Below are 25,961 nucleotides of genomic sequence, written 5' to 3'. Positions count from 1 at the left end.
GAAATGGGGCGGTCCGCGCCCCACCTTTATCGTCCGAGAAAGGAGATGGCCGACGGCTGCCTGAAACAGGGGTCAGTGCCATCTTGCCAATGATAAGGATAGAGCATGCAAGAGCCTCTTAATTCCTCATACCCCGTTCTGCCGCTGCGCGACATTGTCGTGTTTCCGCACATGATCGTCCCGCTGTTCGTAGGGCGTGAAAAGTCGGTGCGCGCGCTGGAAGAGGTGATGCAGGATGACAAGCAAATTCTGCTGTCCAGTCAAGTTGATCCTTCCGTCGACGACCCGACCCAGGACGGTATCTACCGCAGCGGCGTTCTGGCAAATGTCCTGCAGTTGCTCAAATTGCCCGATGGCACGGTAAAAGTGCTGGTCGAAGGGCAGGCACGCGTCAAGATTTCGGAGTACATTGAGAATGAAGAATTCTTTGAGGCCCGCGCCGAATACCTGACCGAAATTCCCGGCGACGTAACGACGACGCAGGCGCTTTTGCGTACCGTCGCCGATGAGTTCGAGCGGTACGCCAAAGTTCGCAAGAACATTCCGGAAGAAGCCCTGACCGCCGTCAGTGAGACAACCGATCCGGCGAAACTGGCCGATTTGGTTTCGGGTCACCTTGGCATCGAGGTCGAACAGAAGCAGGACCTGCTGGAAACGCTCAGCATCAGCGAGCGTCTGGAAAAGGTCTATGGCCTGATGCAGGGCGAGATGTCGGTTCTTCAGGTCGAGAAGAAGATCAAGACCCGCGTCAAATCGCAGATGGAGAAGACCCAGCGCGAATACTATCTGAATGAGCAGATGAAGGCCATTCAGAAGGAGCTGGGCGACGGCGAGGACGGCGCGAACGAGATCGCCGAACTGGAAGCCAAGATCGCCGAGACCAAGCTTTCGAAAGAAGCCCGCGAAAAGGCGGAAGGCGAGCTGAAAAAGCTCAAGAACATGTCGCCGATGTCGGCCGAAGCGACCGTGGTGCGCAACTATCTGGATTGGATCCTGTCGCTGCCTTGGGGCACCAAGTCTCGGGTCAAGAAAGACCTTGGCCGGGCGCAGCAGATCCTCGATGCCGATCACTATGGCCTCGAAAAGGTCAAGGAGCGGATCGTCGAGTATCTGGCGGTTCAGCAGCGCTCGAAGAAGTTGAAAGGCCCGATCATGTGCCTTGTCGGCCCTCCAGGCGTGGGCAAGACCTCGCTTGGGAAGTCGGTCGCCAAGGCCACGGGGCGCGAGTTCATCCGCATCTCGTTGGGTGGGGTGCGCGATGAATCCGAGATCCGCGGTCACCGCCGGACCTATATCGGCTCGATGCCCGGCAAGATCATCCAGGCGCTGAAAAAGGCGAAAACCACGAACCCGCTGATCTTGCTCGATGAAATCGACAAGATGGGGCAGGATTTCCGTGGTGATCCGGCTTCGGCCATGCTCGAGGTGCTGGACCCGGAACAGAACAGCACGTTCATGGACCACTATCTTGAGGTCGAATACGACCTGTCGAACGTGATGTTCCTGACCACGTCCAACAGCTACAACATGCCTGGGCCGCTTCTGGACCGGATGGAGATCATTCCGCTGGCCGGCTACACCGAGGACGAAAAGCGCGAAATCGCAAAGCAGCACCTGATCTCGAAGCAGGTGAAGAACCACGGGCTGAAAGCCAAAGAGTTCGAGCTGACCGATGAGGCGCTGACCGCGATCATCCGCACCTATACCCGCGAGGCCGGTGTGCGGAATCTTGAGCGCGAGATTGCCAAGGTGGCGCGCAAATCGTTGACCCGGATCATCAAGAATGAGACCGACCGGGTTGTCGTGACGGCTGAGAACCTGCACGAATTCCTGGGTGTGCCCAAGTTCCGTTACGGTTTGGCTGAACAGGATGATCAGGTCGGCGTTGTGACCGGTCTGGCATGGACCTCGGTCGGTGGCGACCTGCTGCATATCGAGGCGTTGAAGCTGCCGGGCAAGGGTCGGATGAAGACCACGGGCAAGCTGGGCGATGTGATGAAAGAATCCATCGACGCGGCGTCGTCCTATGTGCGGTCGATTTCGCCTCAGATCGGGGTCAAACCGCCGCAGTTCGACAAGATCGACATCCATGTGCACGTACCTGACGGGGCGACTCCCAAGGATGGCCCCAGCGCCGGCCTGGCGATGGTGACTTCGATCGTGTCGGTTCTGACCGGTATCCCGGTCCGCAAGGACATCGCCATGACGGGCGAAGTTTCGCTGCGTGGCAACGCCATGCCGATCGGCGGGTTGAAGGAGAAACTGCTCGCAGCTCTGCGGGGTGGCATCAAGACGGTGCTTATTCCGGAAGAGAACGAGAAGGATCTGGCCGACATCCCCGACAATGTGAAGGAAGGGCTGGAGATCATCCCGGTCAAGCACGTGTCCGAAGTTCTGGAGCGCGCACTGGTGCGCAAACCTGAGCCGATCGAATGGGACGAGGCCGCCGAAGAAGCCGCGGCCGCAGCGGCCAAGGCTTCGGATAACAGTGGACCTTCAGCCACGGCGCACTGATCTGAAAACAACGAGAAGGGCGGGGAAAAATCCCCGCTCTTTCTGATTCAAAGCCCGATTACAGGTTTTGATGGGTCCAGAACTTCTTCCTCGTCTATGTAGCGCTGGAATTTCTCAGGGGGCAGGGCGGACCGGACTGCGATCCAAAAAATGGTCGATGACAGCAGGGTGCACAACAAGATGTCCCACCCGAACGCGATCAGGTGCAGCGCGCCGTCTCCGAATTGACCAAGAAACGAGATCAACCCCAGTCCAGCCAGATAGGGCGCGAGCCACAAGGCCTGTTTGAGATCCATCTGTTCCAGGCGTCCCCGAAACCGCGCCAAAAGCAGGAGCAGTCCGATCAGAAGGGTGATGCCCAGGCGCCAGACCGTATCCCAGCCGCTCCAGTAGACGATCAGAGTTGCAATCGCAAAGGCCAGCATTCCGACAAAACCAACCGCTGGAACGCGGATCGAGCGGGGCCTGTCTGGCAATAGGCTGCGCAGGCATACAACGGCGATGGGGCCGACGGCGAAGGACAGGACGATCGCTGCCCCGTTCAGGGCGATCACCGTCTCAAAGGGAATGGTCAAAAGGAAAAGAGTGCCAATCAGGAAGTTGAGCACCAGCGCCCAGATGGGCACGCCAAATGCCGACAGGTGTCGGATGCGCGCGGGCAGAAACCCGTTCTGCGACAGGGCCATCGCGATCCGAGCGTTCGAACCGGTGGCCACGAGGGCGTTTCCGAACGGCCCGATCACCGAGCCGACGTTGAGGATGCTGATGAACCACAATATCCCGACGGACATTATGACCCCGTCCAAAGGGCCTTCTCCGGCAAAACTCAGCTTGGCCCAGCCCTGCGCCAGCATCTGAGGGTCGAGCGAGCCGATGAAAGCGATCTGCAGGCCCAGATAGATCGCCGCACACATGATGATCGACAATACAAGCGCCGCCGGAATGTCGAATTTCGGGTTTCGCACCTCGCCTGCCATGTCGACCACATGCCTGAACCCGATGAACGAGAAGATTACACCACCGGTCGAAACGGCGGCCATTATTCCCTTGAGCCCATACGGTGCGAACCCCTCGGGCTGCGTAAAGTTCTCGGCATTGAAACGTGAAAGGATCAGCACCACGGACAACAGGATTGGAATGACCACTTTTGCGCTTGTTATCATTGTGTTGACCCGCGCAAAGAACTTTACGCCAAGCATGTTGATCAGGACGAAGAACACCATGAATGCCAAGGCCACAGCCTGTCCGGGCGCGGTCAGGTCACCAGATGGCGCATGCAGCCAGCGTGCATAGGGTGCGAGGTAGGACAGCATCGCCTCGACCTCGATCGGAGCGGTCGTGTTGTACCCGATCCAGGCAGTCCAACCCATCGTCATGGCGACGATATTGCCGTGTGAAAACTGCGGAACCCGAGCGATCCCTCCGGGGATCGGCAACATGGCAGAGATTTCGGCGAATGTGATGGCCAGAATGAACATTGCGACGGCCCCGATGACCCAGGACAAAACGGCCGCGGGGCCTGCGTGCTGAACGGCCAGAAGCGGCCCGAACAGCCATCCTGAGCCAATGATTCCTCCGACAGATATGAATGTCAGACCCACCAGGCCGATGTCGCGCTTTAGTTCGGCCATGCATGTCCCTGATTGCCATGCCGGTGCTGCACCGGCCCGAACTCAAGGATAGACGCCGAGTCTCATCCGTTTCAAGCATTGAAAAAGTGAGGGAATGGTGGGTGATAAGAGATTTGAACTCCTGACATCTTCGATGTGAACGAAGCGCTCTACCACTGAGCTAATCACCCGTAGGGCGGCGTATTACAGTGCTTTCTATCCGGCTGCAAGAGGGGAGGCATGCGGTTTTTTTCCATATCCGGACAAGACCGTTTGGGTCCTGTGACTGGGCTTTTTCCCTGTCCGATAGTTTTGAGCGTCTAACAAGTGGCGCAGCCCAAATGCGGTTAATGCAGCGAGCCAGCTGCGCCAGATTGAAACCGAAACAAATGAAGCCTTGGTATGAACCAGACACTGATCGCTGAATTCGTCCCGGAACTAGGAAACGACTGCAACGTGGACGGCTATGAAAGCCAAGCGATTTGTGTCGAGGGGGATTTTGCAGGGCAATTGTTAGCAGTAGAATCTGCCGTCTGACTATTCGTTGGCAAGTTCGCCGTTTTGTTGCGGCTCGGCGATGGCAACCAAGGGTTAGGGTGTCTCCGCGCCGGCGCTATCCCAAAGGAGCATGCCAAACGCGCTCGGGAACAAATTTTCCGGTTCGTGCAAAAAACTTGAAAACGCCGCTTGACGATGCCCGGGCGTAGCCATAATACACCCCAACGTTCAGCAATGAACGGGCAGCGGGCGGTTGTAGCTCAGTTGGTTAGAGTACCGGCCTGTCACGCCGGGGGTCGCGGGTTCGAGCCCCGTCAACCGCGCCATCGCTGCCAGCCTTTGATCCAGGCAAACGGATAGACATAGACCCTAATGCGCGGTTGTAGCTCAGTTGGTTAGAGTACCGGCCTGTCACGCCGGGGGTCGCGGGTTCGAGCCCCGTCAACCGCGCCACTTCTCCTCAAAAGTCGTTGCGTTCCCTGTGGACACAGTTTTGCTTTTCTGGACAATAGGTCACGGCAGGTAGCACGCAGTCGGGGTTTTCGATGGTCAGCTTGAACCGCGTCGTCATGGTTCGTCAAAGCAAGAAATGGATAGGGAGTCTGGGGCCCGAGGCGCTGGATTGCGCCGAAATTTCGGGAAAATGGGGAACGCAGTTCGGGTTTCGCAGCCATACCCAGATCTGGCATCGTCAGCACGATATCTGCAAAGGCCCGCTGATGGATGAGCGTGCTGAGGTTCGACAATTCGATCTGATCTTGGCCAACCAGGTCTGGGAACATCTTGACCGGCCCTATGAAGCCACTCTGAACGTGCTCGAAATGCTGCGGCCGGGAGGGTGGTTTTGGTTGGCCGTGCCGTTCTTCATCCCATTCCATGCCGCACCGCACGACTGTTCGCGCTGGTCAGCGCGGGGATTGCGCAACCTGCTGACCGAATGTGGCTTTGATCCGGAAAGTATTCAGGCCGCACAATGGGGCAACCGTCAGGCGGCTTTGCGCAACCTCGAACCGGTCTGGCCGCCCGTCTATGACCCTGAAACCGACAGTCTGGAAAACGACCCGGATTTTCCGATCTGTGCCTGGGCCATGGCGCGAAAGCCCGAAGACGGGTGACCCAAGCGGAGAAAATCTGCTCGTTCACACTTTGTTCTAACTTTTCGGTTGGAGACTCAGCGTCGCTCGCCTATCTCTAGGACACTTGTGTGTTGGGGGCCTGGATGGCTGAGCTGAAGAATATCGAGGTGCGCGGCGCGCGCGAGCACAACCTGAAAAACATCGACGTGGACATTCCGCGCGATCAGCTGGTTGTCGTCACGGGCCTGTCCGGATCGGGCAAGTCGTCCTTGGCGTTCGACACGATCTATGCCGAGGGCCAGCGCCGCTATGTCGAAAGCCTGTCAGCCTATGCGCGCCAGTTTCTGGACATGATGGAAAAGCCCGATGTGGATCACATCAGCGGCCTGTCCCCAGCGATCTCGATCGAGCAGAAGACCACGTCGAAGAACCCGCGGTCGACCGTGGGAACGGTGACCGAGATCTATGATTATCTGCGCCTGCTGTTCGCGCGCGCAGGCACGCCCTACAGCCCTGCCACCGGTTTGCCGATCGAAGCCCAGCAGGTGCAGGACATGGTCGACCGGATCATTGCGATGGAGGAGGGCACCCGAGGCTATCTGCTGGCGCCCATCGTTCGTGACCGCAAGGGTGAATACAAGAAAGAGTTTCTGGAACTGCGCAAGCAGGGGTTCCAGCGCGTCAAGGTCGATGGCCAGTTCTACGAACTGGACGAGCCGCCGACGCTGGACAAGAAGTTCCGCCATGACATCGACGTGGTCGTTGACAGGATCGTCGTGCGCGAGGGGATGGAGACCCGCCTGGCCGACAGCCTGCGCACCGCGCTGGACCTGGCCGATGGCATCGCGATACTGGAGACCGCCCCGCGCGAGGGCGAGCCCGAGCGCATCACGTTCTCCGAGAACTTTGCCTGTCCGGTCAGTGGGTTCACCATCCCCGAGATCGAACCGCGCCTGTTTTCGTTCAACGCGCCTTTTGGGGCTTGCCCGGATTGCGACGGGCTGGGGGTCGAGCTGTTTTTCGACGAACGGCTTGTGGTGCCCGATCAAACGCTGAAACTGTATGACGGTGCGCTGGCCCCGTGGCGCAAGGGTAAGTCGCCCTATTTCCTGCAGACGATCGAGGCGATCGCGCGCCACTATGAGTTCGACAAGAACACGCCGTGGAAGGACCTTCCGGCGCATGTGCAGCAGGTGTTTCTGCATGGCTCGGGCGATGATGAAATCCAGTTCCGCTATGACGAAGGCGGACGGGTCTATCAGGTGACCCGCAGCTTTGAAGGCGTGATCCCGAACATGGAGCGCCGCTATCGCGAAACCGACAGCGCGTGGATCCGCGAGGAATTCGAGCGGTATCAGAACAACCGTCCCTGCCACACCTGCGAGGGTTATCGACTGCGACCCGAGGCGTTGGCCGTCAAGATCGCAGGGCTGCATGTTGGCCAGGTGGTCGAGATGTCGATCAAAGAGGCTCTGGCCTGGGTAGAGGACGCGCCGAACCACCTGAGCGCCCAGAAGAACGAGATCGCCCGCGCGATTCTCAAAGAGATCCGCGAGCGGCTGGGATTTCTGAATAACGTAGGTTTGGAGTACCTTACGCTATCTCGTTCAAGTGGCACCCTGTCAGGTGGCGAAAGCCAGCGCATCCGGCTGGCCAGCCAGATCGGCTCGGGCCTGACCGGGGTGCTTTACGTGCTGGACGAACCCTCGATCGGGCTGCATCAGCGCGACAATGACCGCCTTTTGGGTACGTTGAAGAACCTGCGCGATCAGGGCAATACCGTGATCGTCGTCGAACACGACGAGGAAGCCATCCGCGAGGCCGACTATGTGTTCGACATCGGCCCCGGTGCCGGCGTGCATGGCGGGCAGGTGGTCAGTCACGGCACACCCGAGCAGATCGCGGCCGATGCGGCCTCGATCACGGGGCAGTATCTGTCGGGGGCGCGGGAAATTCCGGTGCCCGCAGAGCGGCGCAAGGGGAACAAGAAAAAGGTAACGGTTGCAAAGGCTTCGGGCAACAACCTCAAAGACGTGACGGCCGAGTTTCCGCTGGGCAAGTTCGTCTGCGTGACCGGAGTGTCCGGCGGCGGCAAGTCGACCTTGACGATCGAGACGCTGTTCAAGACCGCCTCGATGCGTCTGAACGGCGCGCGTCAGACGCCTGCGCCCTGCGAAACGATCAAAGGGCTCGAACATCTGGACAAGGTGATCGACATCGACCAGCGGCCCATCGGGCGCACGCCACGGTCGAACCCGGCCACCTATACCGGCGCCTTCACCCCGATCCGCGACTGGTTCGCAGGGCTGCCCGAAGCGAAGGCGCGGGGCTACAAGCCCGGGCGGTTCAGCTTCAACGTCAAGGGCGGGCGCTGCGAGGCCTGCCAGGGCGACGGGGTCATCAAGATTGAGATGCATTTCTTGCCCGACGTCTATGTTACTTGCGAGACCTGCAAGGGTGCGCGCTACAACCGCGAGACGCTCGAGATCAAGTTCAAGGGAAAGTCCATCGCCGACGTTCTGGACATGACGGTTGAGGACGCGCAGGAGTTCTTCAAGGCCGTACCTTCGATCCGCGACAAGATGGATGCGCTGGCTCGGGTCGGGCTAGGCTACATCAAGGTCGGCCAGCAGGCTACGACTCTGTCGGGCGGCGAGGCGCAGCGGGTCAAGCTGTCGAAAGAGCTGGCAAAACGTTCGACGGGCCGGACCTTGTACATTCTGGACGAACCCACAACCGGCCTGCATTTTGAAGACGTGCGCAAGCTGTTGGAAGTGCTGCATGAACTGGTCGATCAGGGCAATACTGTCGTCGTGATCGAGCACAATCTGGACGTGGTGAAAACCGCCGACTGGATCATCGACATCGGCCCCGAGGGTGGCGATGGCGGCGGCGAGATCGTGGCCGTGGGCACCCCGGAAGAGGTCGCCGAATGTGAGCGCAGCCACACCGGGCGATACCTCAAGCCGATGCTGAACCCCGAACGCGTGGCGGCCGAGTAGGCTGCCTGCGCGTCAGTACAGAATATCGGCCACCGCGCCGATCAGGTTCAGCACTTTGCGCGTATCGGGGTCAATGCTGTAAACGTAGTCGCCCGCGCGAACGTAGTTGCCGCCGCGTTTCAGACCATAGCGGTACGGATCGTCGATCCAGACATAGTCGCGATCAATCCGGTCGCCGACCTTGTACCAGTTCTTGACCTGGCCGGGCGGGACGCAGGGCACGGCCTTCTTGGCCAACCCGGGCGGGCAGTTGGCAACGGATTTTGCGCCTTTCTGCGGGGCCACGCGCTCGACCGAGAGCGTGTCCTTGTTCTTTCCCTTGCCTTTGCCGTTGTCAGCCAGCGTCGCGACCGGGGTCAGTGACAGGCCGGCAAGCAGTGCAATATGCAAAAGTGTCTTCATGGGCGTTTCCTCTCGGTTCGTCGCGCCGTCATGCCGCGTTTCCCAGTATTTTGGAATGCCCGCCCGAAGTGCAAGCCTCGGGCGGCGAAATGCCGCCCAAGCTCAGCTGCGGCCGCGCTTTTCGAACCGAGGCAGCATGGCCGAGAAATCCATGCCCTTGCCGTCTTCGGATTCGACGAACTGTTCGTACAGGGCTGTGGCGATCTGGCCCATCGGCGTGTCCGCATCGGCGCTTTCGGCGGCCTGCTGGCTGAGCCGCAGGTCCTTGAGCATCAGTTCGGCAGCGAAACCGGGCTTGTAGCCGTTGTCGGCGGGGCTTTGCGGCCCGACACCGGGAGCGGGGCAATAGGCGTTCATTGTCCAGCTGTAGCCCGACGAGGTGCTGACCACGTCGAACATCTTCTGCCGATCCAGACCGAGCTTGTCGGCCAAGGCAAAGGCCTCGCAAGTGGCGATCATGGTGACGCCCAAGATCATGTTGTTGCAGATCTTGGCGGCCTGACCGGCGCCCGCCGCGCCGCAATGCACCGCCTTCTGGCCCATGATGTCGAACAGCGGGGCCGCCTTGGCAAAGGCCGCGTCCGAGCCACCGGCCATGAAGGTCAGCGTGCCTGCGGCCGCGCCACCGATTCCGCCCGAAACGGGCGCGTCCACGGCCAGAAGCCCGGCCTGTTCGGCCTGGTTCGCCACGGCGCGGGCGCTGTCCACATCGACGGTCGAGCAGTCGATGAACACCGCGCCTTTCTCCATGTGCGGAATGATCTGATCGGCCACCGCGCGCAGGATGTCGCCATTGGGCAGCATGGTGATGACCGCCTCGGCCCCGCGGACAGCATCAATGGCCGTTTCAGCCTTGGTCACGCCCTCGACCGACACGCCCGCGGTGTCGAATCCGGTCACGTCGTGACCGGCCTTGGCCAGATTGGCCGCCATCGGCGCGCCCATGTTGCCCAGGCCAATGAATCCGATCTTCATGTTTCACTCCTCCTCGAATGTCAGCGTGTCCGCGCCCAGCGGCATCAGCATCCGTGATACCGCCGCGGCCGGTACGTTCATGTCCGCAAACTGCCATTTCGGGTTGCGGTCCTTGTCGATGATCTGCGCCCGGATGCCTTCGAGAAAGTCGCCATGCTCCATCGACCGGAAGGTAAAGCGGTATTCCAGCTCCAGCGCCTTGCGCATGGTCAGGGCGGGGCCGCGCAGGCGGTGCAGCATCTCAATCGCGCAGGCCATGGACAGCGGCGAATTGCGGCCCATCGCCTCGAGCGCGCCGCGCGTGAATTCGGTGTCGCCATTGCGCAGGTCGGTCAGTACGTCGCCCAGGGTTTCACCACCGAAGAAACGGTCGATGTCGTCCTGCGGCAAGGTGCGGTCCGGGGCAGGGGCGGCGTGTTCGGCCAGCAGGTCGGCCTGGCCCGAGGCCTCGAGCATCTCGATCATGTCGGGCCATTGCTTCTGCGGGATGAAGTGGTCTGCGAACCCGGCATAGATCGCGTCGCCCGGACCCATGCGCGCGCCGGTGACGCCCAGATATTCGCCCAGCCGCCCCGGCGCCAGCGCCAGCAGCAGCGACCCACCCACATCCGGCACCAGCCCGATCGAGCATTCGGGCATCGCGATCTTCGAGCTTTCGCCGACGATCCGGTGTGTCCCATGGCAGCCGATGCCTACGCCGCCGCCCATCGTAAAGCCCTGCAGGAAGCTGACCACCGGCTTGGGATACTCGAAGATCATCGCGTTCAGGCGGTATTCATCCCGCCAGAACTTCTGCCCATAGGCATAGTCGCCCTTGGTGCCCGTTGTGTACAACTCGGCGATGTCTCCGCCCGCGCAAAAGGCCTTTTCGCCCTCGGCATCAAGGATGACCAGATCGACCTCGTCATCCTCGCGCCAATTGCGCAGGGCGGTGTCGATGGCCATGCACATCTCATAGCTCAGCGCATTCAGGGCCTTGGGCCGGGTCAGGGTGATCCGGCCGGCGCGGCCCGTGGTGCGGATGTCGATATCGGACATGGAAACCTCAGCGATGGGCGAGCAGTTGGCGGGCGACGATCACGCGCATGATCTCGTTCGTGCCTTCCAGAATTTGATGCACCCGCAGATCGCGCACAAGCTTTTCGATGCCGTAGTCGGCCAGATAGCCGTAGCCGCCATGCAACTGCAGGCACTGATCGACCACTTTCGATCCGGTCTCGGTCACGAATTTCTTGGCCATCGCGCAGAATTTGGTGGCGTCGGGCGCGCCCTGATCCAGCTTCCATGCGGCCTGACGCAGGAAAGTGCGGGCGGCCTGCAGTTCGATCTCCATGTCGGCCAGCCGGAATTGCAGGGCCTGGAACTGATCGATTGTCTGGCCGAAGGCCTTGCGTTCGGACATGTATTGCAGCGTCATATCCAGCCCCGCCTGCGCCGCGCCCAGCGAGCATGAGGCGATGTTCAGGCGCCCACCGTCCAAGCCCATCATCGCGTATTTGAACCCGTCGCCCTCGGTCCCGACAAGGTTTTCGGCCGGAATCTTGCAGTCGTCGAACTGGACCTGCGCGGTGGGCTGGCTTTTCCAGCCCATCTTCTGTTCCAGTGCGCCGAAGCTGAGGCCCGGTGTGCCATCCTCGACATAGACGGTCGAGATCCCCTTGGGCCCGTCGCCGCCTGTGCGCACCATGCAGACATAGGCATCGGAATAGCCGCCGCCCGAGATGAAGGCCTTGGTGCCGTTCAGCGTATAGCCCTCGTTGGTGCGCTCGGCCCGCGTCTTGAGCGCGGCCGCGTCCGAGCCCGAGCCCGGTTCGGTCAGACAATAGCTGAGCACCGTGTTCAGGCTGAGAACGTCGGGCATGATGCGCGATTTCAATTCATCGCTTGCAAAGCTGTCCAGCATCTTGGCGCACATGTTGTGGATCGACAGAAAGGCCGCGACCGAGGGGCAGGCCATCGACAGCGCCTCGAACACCAGCGTGGCGTCCAGACGGGTCAGGCCCGAACCGCCGCTTTCCTCGGACACATAGAGCCCGCCAAAGCCCAGTTCGCCGACTTTGGGCCACAGATCCTTGGGTATGGTGCCCTCGGCCTCCCACTGGCGGGCGAAAGGTGCGATCTGTTCTTGCCCGAACGCGTAGGCCATATCGAAAATGGCCGTCTGTTCCTCGGTCAGCGCGAAATCCATGGCCGGTCTCCCCCTTGTGGCGACGTGAATTGAACGACTGTTTATTTATTGCGCAATCCTTACAGAAATTTTTCACGCTGAGCAAACCCCGTGATGCACGTGCGCCGGATTTGGGTGATTGCCAAAAGGCGGTTATGCTGAGCCATTCGTTTTATTGATTGATCGGAGTTGTGGATGTCGAATTACAAGATGGCCGTGGTTGCGATACACGGAATGGGCAGCCAGTCGGTCGGGCCGAACCAGCCGTCCTCGGTGCCGACGTTTTCGAGCGACTTGCACGACCGGGTGGGGCGGCAGTTGGGGCAGGACATGAGCAAAGTTGCCTGGCACGAGGTGATCTGGGCGCAAATCCTGCAGGGGCGGCAGATGGACTATCTGAACAGCATAAGCCCCTATACTGGCTATGACCGCACGCGCCGTTTCGTTGTATGCAACCTGTCTGACGCGGCATCCTATCGCCCGACCCCCGACGGCAGCGACAAAACCTATGCCGCAATCCATGAACGAGTTGCGCAGGTGATACGCATCGTCCGGTTTCAGATCGGCGAGCGTGCCCCCATCCTGATCGTCGCCCATTCCCTGGGTGGGCATATCATGTCGAACTACATCTATGACCTTCAGCGCCATCTGCGCCACGGTGGATTGCCGCAGCACGGTGTTCCGGTGGAAGACATGCAGACAGTGGCCGGGCTGGTCACGTTTGGCTGCAACATCCCGATCTTTCTGTTCGCCTATCCCGAACAGGACATCACGCCGATCCAACGCCCCAACCAGGAATTGCCATTGACCCTGCAATTCCATAACTGGTGGCAGAACTATTATGACAAGCACGACGTTCTTGGCTTCCCCCTTGGACCGATCGCGCCCAGCTATGGGCAGCTTGTCGGAACGGGGGAGATCACCGACCAGGCAATCCGGGTCGGGAATATCTTCACCGGATGGAATCCGTTTTCGCACAATGGGTATTGGAAAGCCCGCAGCCTGTACGAGCCCGTGGCCGACCGGATCAGACAGATCCTCAATGCGGTGTGAGAGTCAGAGATCAGCGTGGAATTCGTCAATCAGGTGCCGGACCACCGCCTGGCCCGGATCGTCGCCATTGGCCAGCGCTTCGGCGTGAACGCGACGCTGTCGCGTGGCTGAGGTGCCGCTCTCGGCGATCTGACGCAAACGGGCCAACTCGGCCATGGTGCCCAATGCTTCGGCATCTTCGGCCAACATGCCCATCAACTCGCCCATCAGGTCGGGCATCGGCTTGATCGAGCGGTCTCCGAAGTCGATAAGCCCTTCACCCACACCGTAGCGCTGCGCTCGCCAACGGTTTTCGCCGATCAGGAACCGATCATATTGCCGCCAGCGCAGGTTGCGGTCTTTCAGACGGCAGAGCATTCGGGTCAATGCCTGTACCATGGCCGCCAGCGACAGCGCGTGTTCCATGCGAGGCTGCACATCCATGATCCGCGTCTCGAGAGTCGGATAGCTGTGCGACGGTCGGAGGTCCCACCAGATTTTCGAGGTATCCTCTATTACACCCAATTCGACCAGGACACCGGTGGTGCGCTCGTATTCGGACCAACTGCCAAAAATGGGGGGCAGGCCGGTGCGGGGCAGGTTGTCGAACACCGTGAGGCGATAGGACGACAGCCCGGTATCCTGTCCGTTCCAGAATGGTGAGGAGGTTGAAAGCGCCAGCAGATGCGGCAGGAAATAGCTGAGCTGTGGCATCAGGTCGGCTCGCAGCGCCTCATCCTCGACGCCCACATGCACGTGCATGCCGCAGATCAGCATCCGGCGGGCCACGCCGCCGAGGGCATGTTGCAGGTTGTCATAGCGTTCCTTGCGCGTATGATGCTGGTCTTTCCAATCTGCAAACGGGTGGCAGGACACGGCGATCGGTGCCATGTTGTGCTCGGCGGCGCGCTTGGCGACACCGGACCGCAGCCGCCTGAGGTCCTCTCGTGCGGATTTGACCGTGGTATGCGGGCGGGTTCCAACCTCGATCTGGCATTGCAGGAATTCCGGGCTGACCTGGCCCTCAAAGTCCGCCTGGCAGGACTTCATCAATGCCTCGGGCGCCTGAGCCAGCTGCAAGCTGTCGCGATCGACAAGCAGGTATTCCTCTTCGATGCCGATCGTGAAATCCTGCTGCATGTGCGGGCCTCCCGTTCCCTCTTCAGATTCAGTGAATACGGAATCCGCTCTTTTGCCAAGGCTTTGGCGCCATCGACCTTGCGCTGACCCGGGTGCCGACGGTAAGCACCGCAGAAGCCAGACAGATAATCGGAGCCGAGTGTCGTGAAACCCAGGAAATTCCCGAAGCTAAATGCATTCTTGGACAGGTTCGGCACACGGTTGATCGACAAGGCCCCCGAGCGGGATGAGCGGGCACGGCTTGAAGCATTCGAGCGGGCCGGCGGCCTGACCCGACCGGCCTATGCCCTGTCACCCGGGATGGAAGGGTTCGATATTGCCGAACTGGTCGCCGAATATACGGTCCATGCCGAAGCACTGGCTGTTTTGAAGGATCCTGAGCGGAACCAGACCGGCTACCGGATCGGAAACGGGTACTACGACAGTCCGGACGCCGATGCTCTGTACTTGATGATCCGACGGTTCAAGCCGAAACGCGTCGTCGAGGTCGGATGTGGAAACTCCACCCGAGTAACCCGGCAGGCCGTTCTTGATGGTGGCTTGGAAACCCGGATCACGGCGGTTGACCCGTATCCGCGCGCAGACATCGCGCATGTGGTTGATCAATTCGAACAGAAACGACTGGAAGAGGTCGACGCATCCGTGTTCGATCAGCTCGAGGCCGGTGACGTTCTTTTCATCGACTCGAGCCATGTCGTGCGCATGAGCAATGACGTAGCGCATCTTTTCTGCCGCATCATTCCGAACCTGAAACCAGGCGTCGTGATCCATGTCCACGATGTTTTTTTGCCCTATGAATACCCCAAACGGTTTTTCTATGACTGCCCGGGTTGGGGCGAGCAGTACATGCTGCACGCGTTGCTGCAATCTGGTTCTTTTTCAATGCTTTGGCCTGGTTACTACCTTCAGCAGGCGCGTCCCGATGCCGTCGAAGCCTTGCCCTTTCTGACAGAAGGCCGAGCGCAGAGTATCTGGGTTCAGAAGCGGTAAAGCTGAATTTTTTCGTGATCCGCTTTTTGAAAGCGCGCGTACCCCTTTCCATATCACGCTGGAGAGGAGACTAAACATGTTCCGTCGTACATTCATGGGTGCCGCAGCCGCCGTCGCACTCGCACTGCCGATGAAAGCCCAAGCCGCAGACATCGTGGACACCGCAGTTTCGGCCGGGTCGTTCAACACGCTGGTTGCCGCTGTTCAGGCCGCCGGTCTGGTGGACACGCTGAAGGGCAAAGGCCCCTACACGGTGTTCGCGCCCACCGATGAAGCGTTCGCCGCTCTGCCCGAGGGCACTGTCGAGACGCTGCTGATGCCTGAAAACAAAGATCAATTGGTCGCCATCCTGACCTATCACGTTGTGCCGGCAAAAGTGATGTCGGGTGACATTGCTGGTAAGCGCGCGAAGGTCCTGACAGTTCAGGGCGAACGTCTGAGCGTCAATGCCAAGAATGGTGTCAAGGTCGACGGAGCGAATGTTGTTCAGGCCGACATCGAGGCAAGCAACGGTGTCATCCACGTCGTCGACACGGTTCTGATCCCCGAGTAATCAAGCCACTCGCCACAAAATCAAAGCCCCGGTCGATCGGCCGGGGCTTTGTCGTTTCAAAGCAGTCTGACTTTTGTTCCGATCTGGACCAGAGGATACAGTTCCTCGACATGCTGGTTGTACAACCCGATGCACCCGGATGAACTTTGGCGTCCGATCTTGCGGGTGTCATGTGTGCCATGCACCAGGTAAGCCGGCCAGGACAGGTACATGGCGCGGGTGCCAAGTGGGTTGCCCGGATCTCCACCTTCCATGCGGACCGGCAGGCTGGGATCGCGCTCGCGCATCGATGCGGTCGGCGTCCAGCTGGGATTTTCCGCTTTGCGCACGACTTCGGTGTAGCCACGTTTGGTCAGCTCTTCGCTCATGGGAACCGAGCTGGGGTACAGTTTGTAGGTACCGTCAGGACCCCAATAATGCACCGCCCGGCTGGTTACATCTGCCAGCAAGCAGCCCACGCCCAGTTCATCGAAGTGATCCTGCCAGTCCTGCTTGGAAAAGGACGATACGTTGCGGCGAACGGGAAGCTGAGTACTGATCGCCTCTTCGCTCTGAGGGAAGGCGTCCTGGCTCTGCGCCCGCAAAAAGGTCGGCGACGCCAATACGTATGCTACACCCAAAAGGGCCGAGCGGCGGGAAATTCTGGTTGTCACGATGGCCTCCTGGCGACTGACTGCTCGAATTTCCGGCCAATTTATGCCGAGCAGAGAGGTGAAGCCAGAGGTCGGTGCTGAAATTCTCGTGAACGCGTCCAGACTTGCGCAGTTTTTTGCCAAGCAGAAGCGGTACAAGGCGGCGGTTGGCGGATTGGGTTTGCCTGCGGACAAAAAGGCCGCCCCAATTTAGGGCGACCTTTGTTCTTAAATTCAGTCTGTTAATCCATCGCTTTGAAGTTGAACTCGCCACCTTCTTTGATGCCCGACGGCCAGCGCGACGTCACGGTCTTGGTGCGGGTGTAGAACTTGAAGCTGTCTGGGCCGTGCTGGTTCAGGTCTCCGAACATGGATTTCTTCCAGCCGCCGAAGGTGTGGTAGGCCAGCGGCACCGGGATCGGGACGTTGATGCCAACCATGCCGATATTGACCCGGCTGGCGAAATCACGGGCGGTGTCGCCGTCGCGGGTGAAGATCGCGGTGCCGTTGCCGTATTCATGGTCCATCGCCAGCTTCAGCGCCTCTTCGTAGGATCCGGCGCGGACGGTGGACAGAACGGGGCCGAAGATCTCCTGCTTGTAGATGTCCATGTCAGGGGTGACATGGTCGAACAGGTGGGGGCCGACAAAGAAACCGTCTTCATAGCCCTGCAGCTTGAAGTCGCGGTTGTCGACGACCAGTTTCGCGCCCTGTTCCACGCCCGAATTGATCAGGCCCAGGATGCGTTCTTTGGCGGCGGCGGTCACGACCGGCCCCATATCGACGTCGTCGCCCGCGGTATAGGGGCCGACTTTCAGCTTTTCGATGCGCGGCACCAACTTCTCGATCAGCGCGTCAGCGGTTTCCTCGCCCACCGGAACCGCCACCGAAACGGCCATGCAGCGTTCGCCGGCAGCGCCGAAACCGGCGCCCACCAGGGCGTCGGCGGCCTGATCCAGGTCGGCGTCGGGCATCACGATCATGTGGTTCTTGGCCCCGCCAAAACACTGGGCGCGTTTGCCGTTCGCCGTGGCGCGCGAATAGATGTACTGCGCGATGGGGGTCGAGCCGACGAAGGACACACCCTGAATGATCTCGCTGTCCAGCAGTGTATCCACGGCTTCCTTGTCGCCGTTGACGACTTGGAACACACCTTTGGGCAGACCGGCCTCGACGAACAGTTCGGCCAGCATCAGCGGTACCGAAGGGTCACGCTCCGAGGGCTTCAGCACTACCGCGTTGCCGCAGGCCAGTGCAGGGCCGACATGCCACAGGGGCATCATGGCCGGGAAGTTGAACGGCATGATGGCGGCGACAACGCCCAGCGGCTGGCGCATGGAATACATGTCAATGCCGGGGCCCGCGCTGTCGGTGAACTCACCCTTCAGCATCTGCGGAGCGCCGATGCAGTATTCGATCACCTCGAGCCCGCGCTGCAGATCACCCTTGGCATCGGGCAGAGTCTTGCCGTGCTCGCGGCTCAGCGCTTCGGCCAGCTTGTCCATGTCGCGATGCATCAGGTGGACCATCTGCATCATTACGCGGGCGCGCTTTTGCGGGTTGGTCGCGCCCCATGCGGGCTGGGCTGCAGCGGCGTGTTCGATTGCAGCTGTCGTCTCGGCGGCGCTGGCCATCGGGCATTTGTACTGAACCTCGCCCGTGGCGGGGTTGAAGACGTTGTCAAATCGACCGGATGTGCCGGGCGTGTATTCACCGTTGATGAAATGGGTCAGGTCTTGCATCGCAAACTCCTCCGCTGAATTTGCGCGCAGCATAGGCTTGCATAAATCTCATGAACAGAGGCAATATCCCAAAAGAGTTTTGCAAAAATGCAGGGGTGGGGATGGATCCGAACTGGGATGACATGCGCGTATTCCTGGCGGTCGCGCGCGAGGAAAGCCTGTCTTCGGCCGGGCGGTTGCTCAAGATCGACCCGGCGACAGTTGGGCGGCGGGTTTCCCGGTTGGAGTCGGCACTGAAAGCGCCGCTTTTCACGAAGTCACCGCAGGGCTACGTACTGACCTCGGCCGGAGAGCGACTGTTCGAGCACGCTCAAGGCGCTGAAGAGGCGATGCGCGCAGCGGCTGGCGCGATGGAAGGCGCGACCAAGTCGCTGAGCGGTCAAATCCGGATTGGTGCTCCGGACGGAAGCGCCAACTATCTGCTGCCGCAAGTCTGCGCCAAAATCAGCGACTCGAATCCGGACCTGGACATACAGATCCTGGCCTTGCCGCGGATCATCAACCTGTCGCGCCGCGAGGCGGATATGGCCATAACCGTCAGCGCCCCGACGGCCGGCAAGCTGCTGGTGCAAAGGATCAGCGACTACAAGCTGCATCTGGTGGCAAGCGCCGACTATCTTTCGCGGCATGGTCCCATTCGCTCGGTCGGTGACCTGAAGGGTCACCGCATGATCGGTTATATCCCGGACATGATCTTCGACCGCGAGCTCGATTACCTCAACGATCTGGGTATTGATCGTGTCCCACTTGCATCGAACTCGGTCTCGGTGCAACTGCGGCAAGCCTCGCTGGGTACCGGGGTGTGTATCGCGCATGACTTCACGTTGCCATTCCATCCTCAGCTGAAAAAAATTCTGACGGATCAAGTCAGTCTGACGCGCAGCTTTCACCTGGTTCGCCATCAGGGTGATCAACGCAACGAACGGTTGAACCGATTTGCAGATGCGCTCAGCCGGGGAATTCGCGACGAAGTTGCGCGGCTGGAAGCCGAAGCCCAAGCTTGACAGGCTGATCTAATCGGGCAACGCTTTGGAAAACGGGAAAATTATTTCGGAGGTATTGCCCATGCTTGTACAGGCCATTCTGAAGTCCAAGTCGACGGACGGGGTTGTGACGGTGGCGCCTTCGATGACCGTGTCCGACGCGGCAAAGATTCTGGCCGATAAGCGCATTGGTACTGTGATCGTATCGGAGGACGAGGGCGAAACCGCAGCCGGCATCCTCTCGGAACGCGATATCGTGCGGGAATTGGCCGCCAGTGGCAGCGGGTGCCTGACACAGCCGGTAAGCGCCTACATGACCAAGAAACTGGTGACCGCCACCCAACAGGACAAGGTGCAGGACGTTCTTGCTCGCATGACCGAAGGTCGGTTCCGCCACATGCCGATTGTCGAAGATGGCAAACTGATTGGGATCGTCACTCTGGGCGACGTCGTAAAAGCGCAATTGTCCGAACTGGCCATGGAAAAAGATGCCCTGCAGGGCATGATCATGGGGCACTAGCCCCATCTGACGACATTGCGGCCTCTTGCAGCTGCGGAAAACTTGTGTTTGCTTGCGCAGAAATTTTCTTGCTCAGGAGGGCGCGATGCGGGTTGGATTATATCCGGGAACCTTTGACCCCATCACCATGGGTCATATCGATATCATCCGCCGGGCAGCCATGCTGGTCGACAAGCTGGTGATTGGCGTCGCGATCAACCGCGACAAGGGTCCGTTGTTCTCGCTCGAAGAGCGGGTGGCCATGATTGAGGCGGAATGCGCCTACCTGACCGAACAGACCGGCACTGAAATTGTTGCGCATCCGTTCGAAAACCTGCTGATAGACTGCGCCCGGGACGTAGGGGCGCAGATCATCGTACGCGGCCTGCGTGCTGTTGCCGATTTCGAATATGAATTTCAGATGGTTGGGATGAACCGGGCGCTCGACGATTCTATCGAGACCGTGTTCCTGATGGCCGAAGCTCGACACCAGGCGATCGCCTCGAAGCTGGTCAAGGAAATCGCCCGGCTGGGTGGGGACGTGTCGAAATTCGTCACGCCCCAGGTCAATATCGCGCTGAAAGAGCGGTTAGGCTAGGGCGCCCATCGCGGCAGCGGTGTCCAGCATCCGGTTCGAGAAACCCCACTCATTGTCGTACCAGGCCAGAACGCGAACCAGCGTGCCGTCGGTCACTTTGGTTTCGGCCAGCGACACGGTCGAGCTGTGGGAATCGTGGTTGAAATCGATCGAGATCAACGGGCGGGTTTCCGCGGCCAGAACGGTCGGGATCTTGGCCGCTGCCTCGGTGAACAGGGCGTTGACCTCGTCTTCGGTGGTGGGGCGCGATACCTCGACCACGAGATCGACGACCGAGACGTTGGGGGTGGGAACCCGGATCGCTTGACCGGTCAGCTTGCCCTGCAGTTGCGGCAGAACCAGCCCCACAGCCGAGGCGGCGCCAGTGGTGGTCGGGATCATTGACAGGGCAGCCGCGCGCGACAGGTACGGGTCCTTGCCGGCGGCGTCATGCACCGGCTGGCTGGCGGTATAGGCGTGCACCGTGGTCATGTTGCCGTGCACGATACCCAGGCCAGCATCCAGCGCGGCAGCGACCGGCGACAGGCAGTTGGTGGTGCAGGATGCGTTGGAAACCACGGTGTCGGCGGCGGTCAGCTCGTGGTCGTTCACGCCGAACACCACGGTTTTAACCTCGCCATCCCCGCGCGCCGGCGCCGAGATCAGAACCTTTTTCGCGCCGTTCTTGAAATGGCGAGATGCAGCTTCGCGCGTGCGGAACACGCCGGTGCATTCCAGAACCACATCCACGTCCGACCAATCCAGCGCCTCGGGGTCGCGCTCGCTGGTCAGCCGGATCGGGCCCGCGCCTACGTCCAGTCCGGCCTCGGTCAGGGTGACCGGCTTGGCGTAGCGGCCATGCACGCTGTCGAACTCGAACAGATGCGCATTCATTTCCGGCTTGGCGAGGTCGTTGATCGCGACGATCTGCACATCCGTACGACCGCTTTCCATCAGGCCGCGCAGGACGCCGCGTCCGATCCGTCCAAATCCGTTGATAGCAAGTTTGAGTGTCATGTCGCGCTCCGTCTGAATGGCCGCTAAGCCGCGATTGAAATCAGTTAGCGCTAACAAAGGCAGTCAGGCGAAAATGTCAAGCAAAACCTCTGTCAGCGCCAGAACGCGACCCAGTCGAGAAACTCGTAAAACTTCTTGCCGAGGAACAGGAGATGCTCGGTTCCAAACAGCGCGAAATCCAGCATCAGACCACCAAGGATGAGGACTCCCAGCCAGATCGCGATTTGGTTTGTCATTGCTGCTCCGAACAAAAAAGCCCGCTCAGATAACCTGAGCGGGCGACGCGGTTCAAGCGGTCTTGATGAGATCAGTTAAGCCGTCCCATGGCGACGGCCACATCGGCCATGCGTACCGAGAAGCCCCATTCGTTGTCATACCACGCCAGCACACGAACCATACGTCCGTCCACGACGCGGGTCTGGTCGGGCGCGAAGATCGAGCTTTCTTCGGTGTGGTTGAAATCGGTCGACACCAGGGGGGCGGGTTCATAGCCCAGAACGCGCTGCATCGGCCCCTTGGCGGCCTCGGCGACGATGGCGTTGACTTCGTCGACGGTCACTTCGCGCGCGGCGCGGAAGGTCAGGTCGACGGCGGACACGTTCGGCGTGGGCACGCGAATGGCCGAACCGTCCAGGCGCCCCTTGAGGTTCGGCAGAACCTCACCCAGCGCCTTGGCGGCACCGGTGCTGGTGGGGATCATCGACATGGCGGCGGCGCGGGCGCGGTACAGGTCGCTGTGGCGGCGATCCAGCGTGGGCTGGTCGCCGGTATAGGCGTGGATCGTGGTCATGATGCCGTTTTCGATGCCGATGCCTTCGTCCAGAACCTTGGCAAGCGGGGCAAGGCAATTCGTGGTGCACGAGCCATTCGACACCATCCTGTCGTTGGCGGTCAGGCTGTTGTGGTTGACGCCGAACACGATCGTTTTGTCCACGTTCTTGCCCGGAGCCGACAGCAGAACCTTTTGAGCGCCACGTTCAAGGTGTGTTTTCGCCTTCAGCCCGTCGTTGAACTTGCCGGTGCATTCCAGAACGACGTCACAGCCTTCCCAGTCCAGCTCGTTCATGTCGTAGGTCGAAAACATCTGCATAGGCCCGCGACCCAGGTCCATCGTGTTGCCGCTGATCGAGACATCGCGTGGAAAGCGGCCGTGGATGCTGTCGTATTTCAGCAGATGCGCCGAGGTTTCAAGCGGTCCGGTGGCGTTGACCTTGATCACTTCGATGTCGTTGCGGCCTGACGCGGCGATGTGCGACAGGGTACAGCGGCCGATGCGGCCAAAACCATTGATGCCGACCTTGATGGTCATGTGACGTCTCCAAATCCGCTTGTGTTCCGGGCGATATAGCGATGATCGGTCCATCTAAAAAGATGGAAAATACCATATTTGCAATGTGTTAGCGCAAACTTGGCGTGGTTGCGCTAACGCTTGCGCTAGCTGTCGGATCGGTTAGGGTCCAAAGTGCGACAGATGAACGGAAAGGATGCGGCATGAGCGGTTTGCTGGCCCTGTTGGACGATGTGGCGGGAATCGCCAAGGTGGCGGCGGCCTCGGTCGACGATGTTGCGGCGGCTGCCGGCAAGGCGGGGGCCAAGACCGCCGGTGTGATCATCGATGACGCGGCCGTTACGCCGAAATACGTCCAAGGGTTTGCTCCAGCGCGCGAGTTGCCGATCATCTGGCGCATCGCGCGCGGGTCGATGTTCAACAAGGTCATTCTGCTGCTGCCTGTGGCGCTGTTGCTGGCGAACTTCGCGCCGTGGCTGATAACGCCCTTGCTGATGATCGGCGGCTCATACCTGTGTTTCGAGGGCGCCGAGAAGATTTTTCACGTGCTGTTCCCGCATGGCAGCCACGTGATCGAAGAGGACATGAACGTCCGTGATCCGGGTCATCTGGAGGAGCAGAAGATCAAAGGGGCGATCAAGACCGATTTCATCCTGTCGGCCGAGATCATGACCATCGCTCTTTCTGCAATCGAGGCCCCGAATGTCTGGATGCAGGCCGCAACGCTGGCCGTGGTGGGGATCGGTGTCACGGTTGCCGTCTATGGCTCGGTCGCGTTGATCGTCAAAATGGATGATGTCGGTCTTTATCTGGCAAAGAACGCGCCAACGCCGATTGGCCGCGGGCTGGGTCGCGGGCTGGTCAAGGCGATGCCAAAGGTCATGAAGACCCTGTCAGTCGTGGGTACGGCGGCGATGCTGTGGGTCGGCGGCTCGATCATGATCCATGGGCTCGAGGTGCTGGGCTTTGGCTGGCTGGGGCACCACATCCACGATTGGGCCTATGCGGCCGGTCATGCCGTGTCCGATCAATGGGTCGGCGCGGTGGAGTGGATCAGCAAGGCTGCGATGGACGGCGTGTTCGGGCTGGCCTGGGGGTTCGTTCTGATCCCGTTGGCGACCAAGGTCATCGCACCGCTGTGGCCCAAAAAGGCAGAGCAGACAGCCGACCATTGAGGTCCAAAAGAAAAGGGCGGCACGATGGCCGCCCTTTGATTGCTCAGATCGGCTGGATCAGCCCAGCAATTCCTTGACCTTGGTAACCGTCGCCTCGGCGGTGATGCCGAAATGCTTGTACAGTTCGCCTGCGGGAGCGGACGCGCCAAAGCTCGACATGCCGATGAAACCGGCCTTGGCCTCGCGGCCACGCTCGCCCAGCAGCCAGCGGTCCCAGCCGCCGGCACGGACGGCGGCCTCGATACCGACGCGGACGGGGCCGGCGGGCAGGACCTTCTTGCGATAGGCTTCGTCCTGCTCGGCGAACAGCTCCATGCAGGGCATCGAAACAACGCGGGTGCCGATCCCTTTGGCCTCGAGCATCGCCTTGGCCTCCATGGCCAGCGACACCTCGGACCCGGTGGCGATCAGGATCGCCTGACGCTTGCCCTCGGCCTCGGCCAGAACATAGGCGCCCTGGGCGGTCAGGTTCTTGGCCTTGTGCTGAGTGCGCAAGGTCGGAACGCCCTGGCGGGTCAGCGACAGAACCGAGGGGCTGTCCTTGAAGGTCAGCGCCAGTTCCCAGGCCTCGGCGGTCTCGACGGTGTCGGCGGGGCGGAACACATAGGTGTTCGGCGTTGCGCGCGAGATCGCCAGGTGTTCTACCGGCTGGTGCGTCGGGCCGTCCTCGCCCAGTCCGATCGAGTCATGGGTCATCACGAAAACGCTGGGTATCTTCATCAGCGCGGCCAGGCGCATCGACGGACGCGCATAGTCGGTGAAGGCCATGAAGGTGCCGCCATAGGGACGGATGCCACCATGCAGCGCCATGCCATTCATCGCCGCGGCCATGCCGTGTTCACGGATGCCATAGTGGATATAGCGGCCCTTGCGGTTTTCCGGCAGGAACACGCCCATATCGGCTGATTTGGTGTTGTTCGACCCGGTCAGGTCCGCCGAACCGCCGACCGTCTCGGTCATGATCGGGTTCACGACGTTCAGCACCTTTTCCGACGAGGCGCGGGTGGCCAGCTTGGGTTGATCCTCGGAGACCTGCTTTTTGAAGGTACGGATTGCGCCGGCCAGCTTTTTCGGCGCCTCGAAAGCATAAGCGCGGTTGAACTCGGCCTGCTTGCGCTCGGACAGTTGGGCAAACCGCTCTTCCCATGCCTTCCGTTCCATTGCGCCACGCGCGCCGATCGCTTCCCAGGCCGATTTCACCTCGGCGGGGATTTCGAACGGGCCATAAGGCCAGCCATAGGCTTCTTTCGCGGCTTTCAGCTGTTCGGCATCGGTAAGAGCGCCGTGACCTTTCGAGGTATCCTGCGCGGCATGACCCAGCGCGATATGGCTTTCGCAGGCGATCATGGTCGGTTTCTTCGACGCCTTTGCTTGCACAATCGCCGCATCGATGGCCTTGGGGTCATGGCCGTCAATCTCGATCACATGCCAGCCCGAAGCGGCGAACCGGCGCACCTGATCAGTGCGGTCGGCGATGTCCACGGTGCCGTCGATGGTGATGTTGTTGTTGTCCCAGAACACGATCAGCTTGCTGAGCTCGTGCCGACCGGCCAGGGTGATGGCCTCCTGGCTGACACCTTCCATCAGGCAGCCGTCACCGGCGATTACATAGGTGTAGTGGTCGACAACCTTTTTGCCGTAATGGGCCCGCTGGATTTCTTCGGCCATCGCAAAACCGACGGCATTGGCAATTCCTTGCCCAAGAGGACCAGTGGTGGTTTCGACACCGTCAATCAGGAAGTTTTCCGGGTGGCCGGCGGTTTTCGCGCCCAGTTGGCGGAAGTTCTTGATCTCGTCCAGAGTAACTGCGCTGTTGCCCGTCAGGTAGAGCAGGGAATAAATCAGCATCGAGCCATGGCCAGCCGACAGGATGAACCGGTCGCGGTCAGGCCAGTTTGGGGCCGAGGCGTCGAATTTCAGGTGTTTTTCAAACAACACGGTCGCGACGTCGGCCATGCCCATCGGCATTCCGGAATGGCCGGAATTGGCGGCGGCGACAGCATCAAGGGTCAGGGTGCGAATGGCCGCAGCCTTCGCCCAGTGTTCAGGGTTGGCATTGCGCAGCGCAGTCAGGTCCACGGGTGTTGTT

At 60.4% G+C, this 25,961-nt stretch carries 23 protein-coding genes and 3 tRNA genes; 13 read left to right on the top strand and 13 right to left on the bottom strand.

Annotated elements, in window-relative coordinates; translation table 11 throughout:
• Nucleotides 1-105: 105 nt before the first annotated feature.
• Complete coding sequence (gene lon, locus ACR3EL_RS08880) at nucleotides 106-2,514, top strand: endopeptidase La (protein ID WP_480721257.1); 2,409 nt, start codon at nucleotides 106-108, stop codon at nucleotides 2,512-2,514.
• Between the two features lie 47 nt (nucleotides 2,515-2,561).
• Here the strand turns inward: lon and ACR3EL_RS08875 are convergent, their stop codons facing one another.
• Nucleotides 2,562-4,145 (bottom strand): APC family permease, encoded by a 1,584-nt coding sequence (locus ACR3EL_RS08875; RefSeq protein WP_480721255.1) that lies wholly within the window; start codon nucleotides 4,143-4,145, stop codon nucleotides 2,562-2,564.
• A 95-nt stretch (nucleotides 4,146-4,240) separates the two neighbouring features.
• Nucleotides 4,241-4,315 (bottom strand) — tRNA-Val (locus tag ACR3EL_RS08870).
• A gap of 211 nt (nucleotides 4,316-4,526) precedes the next feature.
• Between ACR3EL_RS08870 and ACR3EL_RS08865 the strand changes: the two genes are divergently transcribed.
• From ACR3EL_RS08865 to uvrA, 5 genes are all read left to right on the top strand, one after another.
• Nucleotides 4,527-4,661, top strand: a complete 135-nt coding sequence (locus tag ACR3EL_RS08865) for a hypothetical protein (RefSeq protein WP_260065949.1) — start codon at nucleotides 4,527-4,529, stop codon at nucleotides 4,659-4,661.
• Nucleotides 4,662-4,871: 210 nt separating this feature from the next.
• Nucleotides 4,872-4,948, top strand: a tRNA-Asp gene (locus tag ACR3EL_RS08860).
• 50 nt (nucleotides 4,949-4,998) lie between these two features.
• Nucleotides 4,999-5,075 (top strand) — tRNA-Asp (locus tag ACR3EL_RS08855).
• 92 nt (nucleotides 5,076-5,167) lie between these two features.
• The gene (locus tag ACR3EL_RS08850) at nucleotides 5,168-5,737 is read left to right on the top strand and encodes a methyltransferase domain-containing protein (protein ID WP_170368387.1); all 570 of its coding nucleotides are present in this window, start codon (nucleotides 5,168-5,170) and stop codon (nucleotides 5,735-5,737) included.
• 104 nt (nucleotides 5,738-5,841) lie between these two features.
• Nucleotides 5,842-8,700: an excinuclease ABC subunit UvrA gene (uvrA, locus tag ACR3EL_RS08845; protein ID WP_480721251.1), complete on the top strand. Its 2,859-nt coding sequence runs from the start codon at nucleotides 5,842-5,844 to the stop codon at nucleotides 8,698-8,700.
• 12 nt (nucleotides 8,701-8,712) lie between these two features.
• Here uvrA and ACR3EL_RS08840 read toward each other — a convergent pair whose 3' ends face one another.
• The 4 genes from ACR3EL_RS08840 to ACR3EL_RS08825 all read right to left on the bottom strand — a co-directional run bounded on the left by ACR3EL_RS08840 (nucleotide 8,713) and on the right by ACR3EL_RS08825 (nucleotide 12,265).
• The gene (locus tag ACR3EL_RS08840; protein WP_480721249.1) at nucleotides 8,713-9,102 is read right to left on the bottom strand and encodes a hypothetical protein; all 390 of its coding nucleotides are present in this window, start codon (nucleotides 9,100-9,102) and stop codon (nucleotides 8,713-8,715) included.
• 102 nt (nucleotides 9,103-9,204) lie between these two features.
• Nucleotides 9,205-10,077 carry a 3-hydroxyisobutyrate dehydrogenase gene (gene mmsB / locus ACR3EL_RS08835; protein WP_480721246.1) on the bottom strand — a complete coding sequence of 291 codons (873 nt, stop codon included), beginning with the start codon at nucleotides 10,075-10,077 and terminating at the stop codon, nucleotides 9,205-9,207.
• A gap of 3 nt (nucleotides 10,078-10,080) precedes the next feature.
• The gene (locus ACR3EL_RS08830; protein ID WP_480721242.1) at nucleotides 10,081-11,115 is read right to left on the bottom strand and encodes an enoyl-CoA hydratase/isomerase family protein; all 1,035 of its coding nucleotides are present in this window, start codon (nucleotides 11,113-11,115) and stop codon (nucleotides 10,081-10,083) included.
• Between the two features lie 7 nt (nucleotides 11,116-11,122).
• The gene (locus tag ACR3EL_RS08825) at nucleotides 11,123-12,265 is read right to left on the bottom strand and encodes an acyl-CoA dehydrogenase family protein (protein WP_170338796.1); all 1,143 of its coding nucleotides are present in this window, start codon (nucleotides 12,263-12,265) and stop codon (nucleotides 11,123-11,125) included.
• A gap of 174 nt (nucleotides 12,266-12,439) precedes the next feature.
• On the opposite strand from ACR3EL_RS08825, the gene ACR3EL_RS08820 reads away from it, so the two are divergent.
• A complete protein-coding gene (locus tag ACR3EL_RS08820; protein ID WP_170389967.1) occupies nucleotides 12,440-13,297 on the top strand; it encodes a hypothetical protein in 858 nt (285 codons plus the stop codon).
• A 3-nt stretch (nucleotides 13,298-13,300) separates the two neighbouring features.
• On the opposite strand, the gene ACR3EL_RS08815 is transcribed toward ACR3EL_RS08820, so the two are convergent.
• Entirely contained in the window at nucleotides 13,301-14,416 is a 1,116-nt protein-coding gene (locus ACR3EL_RS08815) for a carboxylate-amine ligase (protein WP_093961949.1), read from the bottom strand.
• A 144-nt stretch (nucleotides 14,417-14,560) separates the two neighbouring features.
• On the opposite strand from ACR3EL_RS08815, the gene ACR3EL_RS08810 reads away from it, so the two are divergent.
• Together ACR3EL_RS08810 and ACR3EL_RS08805 are read left to right on the top strand one after the other, a co-directional pair.
• Nucleotides 14,561-15,406: a class I SAM-dependent methyltransferase gene (locus ACR3EL_RS08810; RefSeq protein ID WP_480721236.1), complete on the top strand. Its 846-nt coding sequence runs from the start codon at nucleotides 14,561-14,563 to the stop codon at nucleotides 15,404-15,406.
• A gap of 76 nt (nucleotides 15,407-15,482) precedes the next feature.
• Nucleotides 15,483-15,959, top strand: a complete 477-nt coding sequence (locus ACR3EL_RS08805) for a fasciclin domain-containing protein (protein WP_170338788.1) — start codon at nucleotides 15,483-15,485, stop codon at nucleotides 15,957-15,959.
• A 56-nt stretch (nucleotides 15,960-16,015) separates the two neighbouring features.
• On the opposite strand, the gene ACR3EL_RS08800 is transcribed toward ACR3EL_RS08805, so the two are convergent.
• Both ACR3EL_RS08800 and ACR3EL_RS08795 read right to left on the bottom strand, forming a co-directional pair.
• Entirely contained in the window at nucleotides 16,016-16,612 is a 597-nt protein-coding gene (locus tag ACR3EL_RS08800) for a L,D-transpeptidase (protein WP_480721233.1), read from the bottom strand.
• A 221-nt stretch (nucleotides 16,613-16,833) separates the two neighbouring features.
• Nucleotides 16,834-18,333 carry a CoA-acylating methylmalonate-semialdehyde dehydrogenase gene (locus ACR3EL_RS08795; protein WP_093962951.1) on the bottom strand — a complete coding sequence of 500 codons (1,500 nt, stop codon included), beginning with the start codon at nucleotides 18,331-18,333 and terminating at the stop codon, nucleotides 16,834-16,836.
• A 101-nt stretch (nucleotides 18,334-18,434) separates the two neighbouring features.
• On the opposite strand from ACR3EL_RS08795, the gene ACR3EL_RS08790 reads away from it, so the two are divergent.
• The 3 genes from ACR3EL_RS08790 (at nucleotide 18,435) to coaD (ending at nucleotide 20,413) form a co-directional block, all read left to right on the top strand.
• A complete protein-coding gene (locus ACR3EL_RS08790; RefSeq protein WP_480721231.1) occupies nucleotides 18,435-19,337 on the top strand; it encodes a LysR family transcriptional regulator in 903 nt (300 codons plus the stop codon).
• A 61-nt stretch (nucleotides 19,338-19,398) separates the two neighbouring features.
• Entirely contained in the window at nucleotides 19,399-19,836 is a 438-nt protein-coding gene (locus ACR3EL_RS08785; RefSeq protein WP_170338783.1) for a CBS domain-containing protein, read from the top strand.
• An 85-nt stretch (nucleotides 19,837-19,921) separates the two neighbouring features.
• Nucleotides 19,922-20,413 carry a pantetheine-phosphate adenylyltransferase gene (coaD, locus tag ACR3EL_RS08780; protein WP_093961954.1) on the top strand — a complete coding sequence of 164 codons (492 nt, stop codon included), beginning with the start codon at nucleotides 19,922-19,924 and terminating at the stop codon, nucleotides 20,411-20,413.
• Here the strand turns inward: coaD and gap (ACR3EL_RS08775) are convergent.
• From gap (ACR3EL_RS08775) to gap (ACR3EL_RS08765), 3 genes are all read right to left on the bottom strand, one after another.
• Nucleotides 20,405-21,409, bottom strand: coding sequence for a type I glyceraldehyde-3-phosphate dehydrogenase (gene gap, locus ACR3EL_RS08775; protein WP_480721227.1), 1,005 nt, complete (start codon nucleotides 21,407-21,409; stop codon nucleotides 20,405-20,407). The genes coaD and gap (ACR3EL_RS08775) overlap by 9 nt on opposite strands.
• Nucleotides 21,410-21,501: 92 nt before the next feature.
• Entirely contained in the window at nucleotides 21,502-21,645 is a 144-nt protein-coding gene (locus ACR3EL_RS08770) for a hypothetical protein (RefSeq protein WP_170419019.1), read from the bottom strand.
• Between the two features lie 71 nt (nucleotides 21,646-21,716).
• Complete coding sequence (gene gap / locus ACR3EL_RS08765; protein ID WP_170339356.1) at nucleotides 21,717-22,718, bottom strand: type I glyceraldehyde-3-phosphate dehydrogenase; 1,002 nt, start codon at nucleotides 22,716-22,718, stop codon at nucleotides 21,717-21,719.
• 182 nt (nucleotides 22,719-22,900) lie between these two features.
• Here gap (ACR3EL_RS08765) and ACR3EL_RS08760 point away from each other — a divergent pair, with 182 nt between their 5' ends.
• On the top strand, nucleotides 22,901-23,872 hold the full coding sequence (locus ACR3EL_RS08760; RefSeq protein WP_170357679.1) for a DUF808 domain-containing protein: 972 nt from the start codon (nucleotides 22,901-22,903) through the stop codon (nucleotides 23,870-23,872).
• A gap of 57 nt (nucleotides 23,873-23,929) precedes the next feature.
• On the opposite strand, the gene tkt is transcribed toward ACR3EL_RS08760, so the two are convergent.
• A complete protein-coding gene (gene tkt / locus ACR3EL_RS08755; protein WP_480721220.1) occupies nucleotides 23,930-25,951 on the bottom strand; it encodes a transketolase in 2,022 nt (673 codons plus the stop codon).
• Nucleotides 25,952-25,961: the final 10 nt, after the last annotated feature.

Source organism: Ruegeria sp. BJ3 (genome assembly GCF_056535665.1).
Note: the sequence above shows the minus strand (reverse complement) of the source record. Positions and strands in the feature narration are given on the sequence as shown.